Origin of the sequence: Staphylococcus sp. HMSC065D05, assembly GCF_001813195.1 — a bacterium.
GTDB lineage: Bacteria > Bacillota > Bacilli > Staphylococcales > Staphylococcaceae > Staphylococcus > Staphylococcus epidermidis.
The window spans coordinates 119,097-128,417 of record NZ_KV811773.1; the positions used below are offsets into that span (position 1 = coordinate 119,097).

Genomic DNA, 9,321 nt, shown 5'->3' on the forward strand with positions numbered 1-9,321 from the left:
TGTTTTTGGATTTATGAAGGCTATTTTGGGTTTCCCTCGAATGTCCGTTCGAGGGATAAATAAAGTCAAAAGAGAACTAGGATTTGTGCTAATGGCACTTAATATAAAAAAAGTAACAGCTCAACGAGCTGAAAATAATCAAAAAATTATAAAAAAGACAATTTCTATATTATTTTAATAGAAATTGTCTTTTGTTACTTATACTAAAACTTTATGCCCCGGACTCTTTAATGTTAAAACTCTTTCTTAATGATTACCTATCTAAATGATTCATTGCATATTGTGCTTCTTCAGGAGTAAATCCTTCTCCATTTTCTGAAACGAGTTGATCATATAACGCTTGATTAGAAATGTTTATATTTTTTACGTAACTTTTTGCTAATCTCAATGCATTCTTTTTATAATCTACACTGATATGGTCAACAGCATACTGTGCTACGTCTGCCGGATATTTCTCTCCGTATTCCGAAGTTAATTGTTTGTATAAACTTTTCTTAGAGATAGGTAATGAATTTGCATATGATTTTGCTTGTGCTATAGCTGCATTTTGTTCGCTAGTTGGAGAAGCTACTTCATCATTTGCGTTATTGTTTTGATCTTTTGTGTTTTGCTTTAAGTTCACAGAGTTTTGTTTGTCTTTGTGTATTGATTTTTCAATATTTTTATTTCTAGTTGTTTTTACATTATTTATATCAGACTTTTCTTTCATAGTTGATGCATGTTCTGTTTGATTTGGTTTGTTTTCATTTAATAGACTAACTTGAAATAAAACTGTTAAAACTAAACCAATAGTATAGACTGATGAAACAACCAATTTCAACCAAATTTTCCAATACGCGTACCTCCACATTAGAAAGAGACCTAATGGAAAAATAAATAGCAATGTAAGAATAATAAACCAAGTTTTTTGGTACCACGATTGTCGTTCTTGTTGCATAGCATAGTCCTCCTGACTATATTCTTAGATGCCTGTAGTGATACTGTTTTTTATAACTTCATTTTATATTAGTTCAAGTAGTTGATTAACATTTTCTTCAGTAGTGGCCCAACTTGTTGCGAAGCGGACTACACGATGTTGATTATCATATTTCTCCCAAACTGCGAATTTTACCTTTTGTTTTAGTTCTTCAATTTTATCGTTGCTTAAAATAAAAAATTGTTGATTGGTTGGTGAATCAAAATAGACTTGATACCCTTTATCTATAAATCCTTTTTTTACCTTTTCAGCCATTTCAATAGCATGTCGACTTATATCAAAATATAAATCATCAGTGAATAATTCTAGAAATTGAACACCAGTTAGACGGCCTTTTGCTAATAAAGCACCATGATGTTTTATAATTGTAGTGAAGTTTTTAGGTTCATTTTGTTTAGTGAATACGATTGCTTCACCACAAAGTGCTCCAATCTTAGTACCGCCTATGTAAAACACATCACAGTATTTTGCAACATCTTCGATAGTTACATTAGTGTGATTGCTCATAAGGCCATAACCTAAACGTGCACCATCCATAAATAGTGGAATCTGATGTCTACGGCAAACTCTAGATAAAGATTGTAATTCCTCTTTAGTGTATAAAGTTCCGTATTCGGTTGGATGTGAAATATAGACCATCCCTGGATACACCATGTGTTCTTTTTTAAAATCACTTTCAAAAGTTTCTATATAATTCTCAACATCTTGAGCAGTAATTTTACCTTCTTGGGAGGGTATGGTTAGAACTTTATGTCCACTGAATTCTATAGCACCACCTTCATGGACTGCCACATGTCCTGTATCAGCGGATATAACTCCTTCATAACTATCAAGCATTGAGTTAATAACTACTTGATTGGTTTGCGTACCACCTACTAAAAATCGAATGGTAGCATCTGGACAGTCAATACGTTGTCTAATTTTATCTGCAGCTTGTGCCGAAAAGTCATCGAAGCCATATCCAGCAGCTTGTATTCGATTTGTCTCTACTAATCGATTTAAAACTTTTTCATGTGCACCTTCTAAGTAATCATTTTCAAATGAAATCACAAGCGTTCCCTCCAATGTTAAATCGATATTTATTAATTTATTCGATGAAAAGTGTTGATTAGCTCTCAATTAGAAAAGATTTCAATCAATTAAAAGAGGATCAATAAAGACATTGATGTGAATCTAAACTAATGAAAATTCTGAATATTCAATCGAATGTAATTTATTATACATCAATACCATTTAAATTAAAATATATTCTGTTCAAGATAATGAACGTCTGATTTATAAAAGATAATTTCTCTAAATTAATTGATATTTTGTATGAAAAGTTCTATGATTTAATCAATATAATGAAAGGGGTATGGGATTTATGCAACAAATAAAATTTAAAACTTTAACTGAGGAAACACTGGAGAGCTTAGAGAAAAGTGTTAATTCGTTTTTGAAGTCTCAAGAGGGTAATGGTTATAAATTATTAAACATTACCATTAAACAAATCGAAGAACGTGCATTTCCGCATAATGACGAGGACTTTAATGCTATTTTAACATTGGTAACTGAAGTATAGTTCGGTAAATCGGCAACTAAATTTTCTTGGTGAAAGACTGAATAGGAGTATTTAGTAATGAATTTTGGATTTTTGGGCACCATTTTAACTATATTGTTAGTACTTGGGTTTATAACTAATATAGTACTGGCATTTGTCATCATTTTCCTTGAACGTGATCGACGTACTGCCAGTTCAACATGGGCGTGGTTATTCGTATTATTCGTTCTTCCTGTCATTGGATTTATTTTGTATTTATTTTTAGGACGAACGGTTTCCAAGAAAAAGATGGAAAAAAATAACGGTGATGAATTACATGCATTTGAAGATTTAGTTCAAGACCAAATCGACAGTTTTGATAAACACAATTATGGTTATATCAATGATCAAGTCATAAAACACCGTGATTTAATTCGTATGTTGTTAATGAAACAAGATGCCTTTTTAACAGAAAATAATAAAATTTATTTATTTACAGATGGTCATAAGCTTTATGAAAAAGTACTTGAGGATATTTACAATGCTCAAGACTATATACATCTAGAGTACTATACCTTTGAACTTGATGGATTAGGTAAAAGAATCTTAGATGCACTTGAAACAAAACTTAGAGAAGGTTTAGAAGTTAAACTGTTGTATGACGATGTTGGTTCTAAGAAGGTTAGATTATCAAAATTTAAACATTTCAGAGCATTAGGTGGAGAAGTTGAAGCATTTTTCCCTTCGAAAGTACCTTTAATCAATTTTAGAATGAATAATCGAAATCATAGAAAGATTATCATTATAGATGGACAAATTGGTTACATTGGCGGTTTCAATGTTGGCGATGATTATTTAGGATTAGGTAAGTTAGGTTACTGGAGAGACACACATACACGTGTTCAAGGTGAAGGCATCGATGCACTACAATTAAGATTTATTTTAGACTGGAATTCACAGTCGCATCGTCCACAATTTAAATTTGATCAAAAGTACTTCCCTAAAAAAAATGGGGACAAAGGGAACACAGCTATTCAAATCGCTTCTAGTGGACCTGCATTTGATTTACATCAAATAGAATATGGTTATACAAAAATGATAATGAGTGCTAAAAAGTCTATTTATCTACAAAGCCCTTACTTTATTCCAGACCAATCATACATTAATGCATTAAAAATGGCTGCTAATAGTGGTGTTGAAGTAAACCTTATGATTCCGTGTAAACCTGACCATCCATTCGTTTATTGGGCTACATTTTCAAATGCAGCTGATTTATTAGATAGCGGAGTTAATATTTACACTTATCAAAATGGATTTATTCACTCTAAAATATTAATGATTGATGATGAAATTTCTTCAATTGGTAGTGCAAACATGGACTTTAGAAGTTTTGAGCTGAATTTCGAAGTGAACGCATTTATATATGATGAAGATATTGCTAAACAGTTACGTCAAGCATTTGAAAAAGATATTGAGCAATCTAAATTACTTACAAAAGAAGAATACAACAAGCGCCCATTATCAATTAAATTTAAAGAAGGACTAGCAAAATTAATATCTCCAATTTTATAAAATTTCAAAATACCCTCGTTTAAATGAACGAGGGTATTTTTTAAAAAACAGTAAATATATTATGTAAACTTTTATGCACGATATGACAAATGTCATTGTTAATTAATGACATTCGGTACTAATATCACTCACTTAAACTTGCTAAATTATAAGTAACATTAATCAAGGGGTGTGACGATAGTGATTGAACTACGACATATTTCTAAATCTTTCAAGAAACATAAAGTTTTAGAAGATATAAGTATTAATATAAAAAATAATTGTTGTACGGCATTAATAGGTAAAAATGGAGCAGGTAAGTCAACGTTAATTGATATTATCGTTGGAAATAATCACTATGATAGTGGTCAAATCGCTGATAAATCAAATTTGTTAAATAAACATAAGATGGGTATTCTTTTTCAAAAAACAGAGTTTCCTAAATACATAAAGGTTTGCGAATTATTACATTTATATCAATCCTTTTATCAAACGTTTATTTCTTTTCATCAGTTTAAAGAAATCACACAATTTAGTGACCGTCAAATGGATCAGTTTGCATGTAATTTATCAGGCGGACAGCAGAGGATTTTAGATTTTGCTTTAGCATTGGTGGGTAAACCTGAACTGTTAATTTTAGATGAGCCTACGTCAGGTATGGATGTAGAAATGCGTCAACATTTTTGGAATGTTATAGAAAAATTAAAAATGAATAATACTACGATACTATATACTTCTCATTACATTGAAGAAGTTGAAAGAATGGCTGATCAAGTAATGATGTTAGATAAAGGGAAAATTCAATTAGATGATGCACCAGAAAATATAAAAAGGAATCAAAGTTATTCTGTAATTCGAATTCCATGCAAACATCAAGAACTTATCAATCAACTGAAACATAAATACGAAATTAAATTAATAAAAAATAGATATGAGATAAAAACTACTGATGTGAGTGATGTTTTACAATTATTGAAACAATATCATGTCAATTTCAATAAGATTGAAATTCTTAAAAAGTCTTTATTAGAAGTTATGTTTTCTAATGATATGTCTAAAGGAGGGAATTACCAGTGATATCAACATATTTTAAAATAGAATTAAAGATTATATTTAGAAAGAAATTGTATTTAGTTATTTCCATATTACTACCTGTCGTGTTTTATTTATTATTTACTTCTATATTGGACATGCCAGAAGAAGCAAAACCTAAGTTTTATAAAGAGTATATGTATAGTATGACAGTATTTAGTTTAATGAACTTTTGTCTATTGTCATTTCCATTAGATTTGATTGAAGAGCGAAATCAAGGTTGGTATAAACGGTTAATGGTGACCCCATTATCATCATTTCAATATTATTTAGTTAAAATTAGTAAGACAATGTGTCAGTTTTTAATAGCAATTATTATTATTTTTTCAGTTGCTCATTTTTACAAAGATGTTCACATGACTGTTTTTCAATGGATATTCTCTGCATTAACTTTATGGATTGGGGTTAGTTTATTTTTGACTTTAGGATTGATTATCGCTCAACTCAAAGATATTCAAAAAGCAAGTAGTTTTGCCAATTTACTAAATATTACACTAGCTATATTAGGAGGTCTATGGTTTCCAGTATACACGTTTCCTGATTGGCTTCAGTCGATTTCTAAAAACATGCCAACATATAATTTAAAGCTACTTGCTATAGATTTAGCGCAAGATAAAGTGGTGAATATAGAAGCGATTGGCTATCTCATAGTCTATAGTATAATCTTTTTGAGTATTGCTTTATTCATGAATAAGAAAGGAGATGTATCCTAATGGAATCAAGAAGTTGGGGAGCGAGAATAGGGGAATTAAGTACTTTAATATATTTAATATTTCCGATTTTAGCTATATTTGTTGACAAACGTGGTAACTTATTCACTTATTTAATTGTTTGTACTATTTTTATAATCAGCTATGTGACGATGATTTTATTTTATAAACACCTTAGTGATAGTATTTTATATTCATTACTGGTTATTCATTATTTAGGAATCTTTTATTTTGTCTATAGTGTCAATCCTATGAATAGTTTGTTTTTCTTCTATAGTGCATTCGCCTTACCTTTTATTTTTAATGTTCGTGTTGTATCAAAAGAATTTATAACCTTTTTAATAGCTATGATAAGTTGCTTAATACTAACTTATATATTTAATCCAACATTTTTGGTTCCATTAAGTGCATTTTATTTGGTTATATTAATTGTTGCTGTAGGTAATTTTAAAAATAGAGACGAACGAATTATGAAAGCTAAACTTGATGAAAAGAATAAGTATATTAATGTATTAATAGCTCAACAAGAGCGTAATAGAATAAGTCAAGATCTTCATGATACATTAGGACATGTATTTGCTAGTCTTACTTTGAAGTCTGAATTAGCTGTTAAACTCATAGATACTTATCCAGAAAAAGCAAAAAATGAAATGCAGGCAATAAATCAACTTTCAACAGAAACCTTAAATAAAGTTAGACTCATTATTGATGATTTGAAGATACAATCTTTTGAAGATGAAATTTCATCATTGGAAAACTTATTGCAAAATGCTAATCTAGATTTTAAATTTAACAATAAAAGTGCGGCTAAATCATTAAACCCAGCGAAACAATCAATATTATCTATGATTTTTAGAGAAGCAATTAATAATGTTATTAAACATGCACATGCGACTGAAGTAAAAGGTGAATTGGAGGTACATGAGCATCAAATCATTTTAAAAATTAAAGATAATGGTGTGGGAATAGAAAATGAGAATGCTTCAAATTTGAAAAGTATTAAAAAACGTGTAGATTATTTAAATGGTAAATTAATTGTACAATCAAATAATGGAACACTTATTATTGTTGAAATACCTAGAGGTGATTTATTATGATATCGCTTGTCATAACTGAGGATCAATTGATGTTAAGAAAAGCTATGGTACAACTGATAGAAATGCATGAAGAAATGAATGTACTAAAAGATTTTGAAAATGGTGTAGAAGCACTCGAGTTTATTGAAAATAATGAACCCAATGTAGCCATTTTAGATATTGAAATTCCGGGTATAACAGGCTTGGAAATCTTATCTTATGTAAGAAAAAAACAACTCAATACAAGAATAATCATAGTGACTACATTTAAACGTCCAGGTTATTTTGAAAAAGCCGTAGCAAATGATGTTGATGCTTATGTACTAAAAGAGCGTTCAATTGATGATTTAATTAAAACTATTTATAAAGTGACAAAGGGTGAGAAGGAATATAGCCCTTCGCTCATGACGTCATTGTTTACTGAATCGAATCCATTAACTCATAAAGAACAAGTTGTTTTAAGAGAAATAGGCAATGGATTAAGTAGCAAAGAGATTGCTAACAAATTGTATTTATCAAACGGGACCGTGCGTAACTATACTAGTACTATTATAGACAAAATGAATTCAGATCATCGTTTCGAGGCATGGAAAAAAGCAAATGAAAAGGGTTGGATTTAATTAATAAGAGTCCACCATTCATAATTGAGGCAGACTCTATAAAATTAAATCAATCTAACAATTATCATTACTATAAAGTTTTGATAAATAAAACTTTGTAGTGAGACAAAGTTACTGAGTGCATGATGTTTAATTTTAAACTATATATACTAAATATTATCCTATTTTAATTCTTTTTTTTACGACGAAATGATTGAATTAGGTAGACGATAAAACCAACGAACATACCTAAAAATACTGACCCCACTAAACTCACGATTAAGGGTAGTTTAAAGACAATTTGTAGTACGACACCAACAATTATTGCTACTATGACGGCAATGATTGTTATTTTATTTTCATTAGACGTATCCATTTCTTTCACTCCTAACATCATGTATTATATCATGCTCTTATAATTTGGAAAGCGAGATTGTAATTATATAAATTTGATTACTTGTAATAGTATGAAATCATTTGACGTTGGATCAAATTTTCTTTAGTATTAATCGGGATATTAAGTGAAATAAGGTGACATTATTGAAATCTAAGAAAATGTCATCGCTTTTTGTAGTAGCGATGATAGGAATACTTGTTATTATTTTTCAGTTTGTAAACCATTCTGGACCGTTTAGTGGTTCAGAATCTCAACATCAATCAGAAAAATCTAATTTAAATGGTAAAGACAAAGTATATGTGAAACGAGTTGTAGATGGTGATACATTTGTTGCTCAAAAAAATGGAGAGGAAATTAAAGTCAGATTAATTGGTGTAGATACGCCAGAGACTGTTAAGCCTAATACGCCAGTTCAACCCTATGGTAAACAAGCATCTAATTATACGAAGAAGTATCTCACGCATCAAAATGTTTATTTAGAATATGATAAAGAAAAAACTGATAGGTATGGTCGTACTTTGGCGTACGTATGGTTAAAAAATGGAGATATGTTTAACGAATCATTGGTGAAAAAAGGTCTAGCCAGAGAAAAGTATTTTTCTCCAAACGGAAAATATAGGGATACCTTCGTAAACGCTCAAGAAGAGGCAAAAAAGAGAAATTTAAATATTTGGAGCTAGTAGCGATAATTTAGAGTCTGATATTGAGTGAAAATATAAAAATTCATTTGTTATATCAATAAGTAGAAACTCAGTTGAACCATTTTGTTTTGCAACGTTTTCTTATTCTAGCTAAAGAGATTAGAATAAAAAAAGAGTGATAATTAGTAGATTTCAACTACGTTTCTGATTAGTGTTTCAATAAAGTAGAAATTAGGATATCTACTTCTTAGTCTAGTGAAAAACATTATGTTTTAAAAAGATTTCTAATGTAAACTGATACGGTTTATAATTAAGTTTATTTATTCATGAAATAATTGCTATAAGTGTTGTCATATAAATGTGTGCTATGACTACTGAATCGTATTAAAACGTTAAAATTAAAAATATATATGACAACATTGTTGATAATAGATAATTTAATAAGTTGAAATGTAAAATTACAATTTAAGCTATCTTAAAATTCAAATTGGGATGAGATTTCTTATTAGAAGAAACGTTTGCAGTTAAAGAAATTTGATGCGAAACTTGTTGATGGATTTACGAAAGTTATTTTGAGTTTTATTTGTATGTCGGTTCGAAACGTAACTAAAGTCAAAAGAGAACTAGGATTTGTGCTAATGGCACTTAATATAAGAAAAGTAACAGCTCAACGAGCTAAAAATAATCAAAAAAATAATAAAAAAAGACAATTTCTATATTATTTCAATATGGACTGACCCCAATTAGTGGGAATTATATA

General features: G+C 29.6%; 10 protein-coding genes and 2 pseudogenes. 9 read left to right on the forward strand and 3 right to left on the reverse strand.

Going from position 1 to position 9,321, the window contains the following annotated elements; translation table 11 throughout:
• Positions 1-207 (forward strand): annotated as a pseudogene (locus HMPREF2897_RS13195) (IS5/IS1182 family transposase); the annotation flags it as partial.
• 46 nt (positions 208-253) lie between these two features.
• Here the strand turns inward: HMPREF2897_RS13195 and HMPREF2897_RS11145 are convergent.
• Both HMPREF2897_RS11145 and HMPREF2897_RS11150 read right to left on the reverse strand, forming a co-directional pair.
• On the reverse strand, positions 254-937 hold the full coding sequence (locus tag HMPREF2897_RS11145) for an Ltp family lipoprotein (RefSeq protein ID WP_070593257.1): 684 nt from the start codon (positions 935-937) through the stop codon (positions 254-256).
• Positions 938-1,000: 63 nt separating this feature from the next.
• Entirely contained in the window at positions 1,001-2,026 is a 1,026-nt protein-coding gene (locus HMPREF2897_RS11150; RefSeq protein ID WP_002500833.1) for a threonine aldolase family protein, read from the reverse strand.
• Positions 2,027-2,339: 313 nt separating this feature from the next.
• On the opposite strand from HMPREF2897_RS11150, the gene HMPREF2897_RS11155 reads away from it, so the two are divergent.
• The 6 genes from HMPREF2897_RS11155 to HMPREF2897_RS11180 all read left to right on the forward strand — a co-directional run bounded on the left by HMPREF2897_RS11155 (position 2,340) and on the right by HMPREF2897_RS11180 (position 7,544).
• Positions 2,340-2,537 carry a hypothetical protein gene (locus HMPREF2897_RS11155; RefSeq protein WP_002458409.1) on the forward strand — a complete coding sequence of 66 codons (198 nt, stop codon included), beginning with the start codon at positions 2,340-2,342 and terminating at the stop codon, positions 2,535-2,537.
• A gap of 57 nt (positions 2,538-2,594) precedes the next feature.
• Positions 2,595-4,067: a cardiolipin synthase gene (gene cls / locus HMPREF2897_RS11160; RefSeq protein ID WP_070593259.1), complete on the forward strand. Its 1,473-nt coding sequence runs from the start codon at positions 2,595-2,597 to the stop codon at positions 4,065-4,067.
• A 180-nt stretch (positions 4,068-4,247) separates the two neighbouring features.
• Positions 4,248-5,123, forward strand: a complete 876-nt coding sequence (locus HMPREF2897_RS11165; protein WP_070593261.1) for an ABC transporter ATP-binding protein — start codon at positions 4,248-4,250, stop codon at positions 5,121-5,123.
• Positions 5,120-5,851, forward strand: coding sequence for an ABC transporter permease (locus HMPREF2897_RS11170; RefSeq protein WP_070593266.1), 732 nt, complete (start codon positions 5,120-5,122; stop codon positions 5,849-5,851). The genes HMPREF2897_RS11165 and HMPREF2897_RS11170 overlap by 4 nt, the downstream gene beginning before the upstream one ends.
• Positions 5,851-6,945: a sensor histidine kinase gene (locus HMPREF2897_RS11175; RefSeq protein ID WP_070593268.1), complete on the forward strand. Its 1,095-nt coding sequence runs from the start codon at positions 5,851-5,853 to the stop codon at positions 6,943-6,945. Before HMPREF2897_RS11170 ends, HMPREF2897_RS11175 begins: the two co-directional genes overlap by 1 nt.
• Complete coding sequence (locus HMPREF2897_RS11180) at positions 6,942-7,544, forward strand: response regulator transcription factor (protein WP_002474890.1); 603 nt, start codon at positions 6,942-6,944, stop codon at positions 7,542-7,544. The genes HMPREF2897_RS11175 and HMPREF2897_RS11180 overlap by 4 nt, the downstream gene beginning before the upstream one ends.
• A 166-nt stretch (positions 7,545-7,710) precedes the next feature.
• On the opposite strand, the gene HMPREF2897_RS11185 is transcribed toward HMPREF2897_RS11180, so the two are convergent.
• Positions 7,711-7,899: a membrane protein gene (locus tag HMPREF2897_RS11185; protein WP_001829458.1), complete on the reverse strand. Its 189-nt coding sequence runs from the start codon at positions 7,897-7,899 to the stop codon at positions 7,711-7,713.
• A gap of 164 nt (positions 7,900-8,063) precedes the next feature.
• On the opposite strand from HMPREF2897_RS11185, the gene HMPREF2897_RS11190 reads away from it, so the two are divergent.
• Positions 8,064-8,600, forward strand: coding sequence for a thermonuclease NucI (locus HMPREF2897_RS11190; protein ID WP_002474894.1), 537 nt, complete (start codon positions 8,064-8,066; stop codon positions 8,598-8,600).
• A gap of 417 nt (positions 8,601-9,017) precedes the next feature.
• Positions 9,018-9,308: pseudogene (locus HMPREF2897_RS11195) on the forward strand (IS5/IS1182 family transposase); the annotation flags it as partial.
• Positions 9,309-9,321: the final 13 nt, after the last annotated feature.

What these genes read in the sequence shown, in the direction of transcription:
- HMPREF2897_RS11185 (WP_001829458.1), bottom strand. Translation starts at nt 7,899, where the DNA reads ATGGATACGTCTAATGAAAATAAAATAACAATCATTGCCGTCATAGTA.
- cls (WP_070593259.1), top strand. Translation starts at nt 2,595, where the DNA reads ATGAATTTTGGATTTTTGGGCACCATTTTAACTATATTGTTAGTACTT.
- HMPREF2897_RS11145 (WP_070593257.1), bottom strand. Translation starts at nt 937, where the DNA reads ATGCAACAAGAACGACAATCGTGGTACCAAAAAACTTGGTTTATTATT.
- HMPREF2897_RS11155 (WP_002458409.1), top strand. Translation starts at nt 2,340, where the DNA reads ATGCAACAAATAAAATTTAAAACTTTAACTGAGGAAACACTGGAGAGC.
- HMPREF2897_RS11175 (WP_070593268.1), top strand. Translation starts at nt 5,851, where the DNA reads ATGGAATCAAGAAGTTGGGGAGCGAGAATAGGGGAATTAAGTACTTTA.
- HMPREF2897_RS11180 (WP_002474890.1), top strand. Translation starts at nt 6,942, where the DNA reads ATGATATCGCTTGTCATAACTGAGGATCAATTGATGTTAAGAAAAGCT.